Origin of the sequence: Chitinimonas sp. BJB300, assembly GCF_002735695.1 — a bacterium.
In the GTDB taxonomy this organism is placed as follows: Bacteria; Pseudomonadota; Gammaproteobacteria; order Burkholderiales; family Chitinimonadaceae; genus Chitinimonas.
Genome location: NZ_PDZH01000374.1, coordinates 1 through 500 on the forward strand (window position 1 = coordinate 1; position 500 = coordinate 500).

Genomic DNA, 500 nt, shown 5'->3' on the forward strand with positions numbered 1-500 from the left:
ACTGCGGGTTGATGGGCATCAGTGGCGCGTGGCCTACGAACTGCTCCATCGTTTCATCGAAGCACGGCGCACGCCATAAACCAGAAGCGCCTTCCGTGGGTAGATGCTGCCCGCCGGGTATTTACGAACAGGGCGGCAAAGCCCAGCTGAGCCATGTCTCTATCTACCACTGGATTGCCAGAGATAAGCGCGCTGGCGGCGTACTATTTCAGCATTTGCGGCATGGTAAACCCTATCGGCGGCGACATACCAAGGACACTCGCGGGAAGATCGTGGGCCGCCGCGATATTACGGAACGACCTGGAATCGTTGAAGAAAGAGGGCGTATCGGCGACTGGGTGTTGGATCTCGTCATTGGCGGCCAACATAAAGGCGCGCTGATCACGCTGAATGAACGGCTGTCGGGTCTGTCGCTGCAGCGGTGGATACCCAGCAAGGAGGCGGATAAGGTGGCGGTTGGTGTGATACACCTGCTAAGCCCGCTGAAGGCCTTTGTGCAC

At 58.4% G+C, this 500-nt stretch carries 1 protein-coding gene; it reads left to right on the forward strand.

Features of this window, described 5'->3' with window-relative positions; translation table 11 throughout:
• Positions 1-95 precede the first annotated feature (95 nt).
• A partial coding sequence (locus tag CSQ89_RS21915) for an IS30 family transposase (RefSeq protein WP_158229101.1) occupies positions 96-500 on the forward strand: 405 nt, incomplete at its 3' end.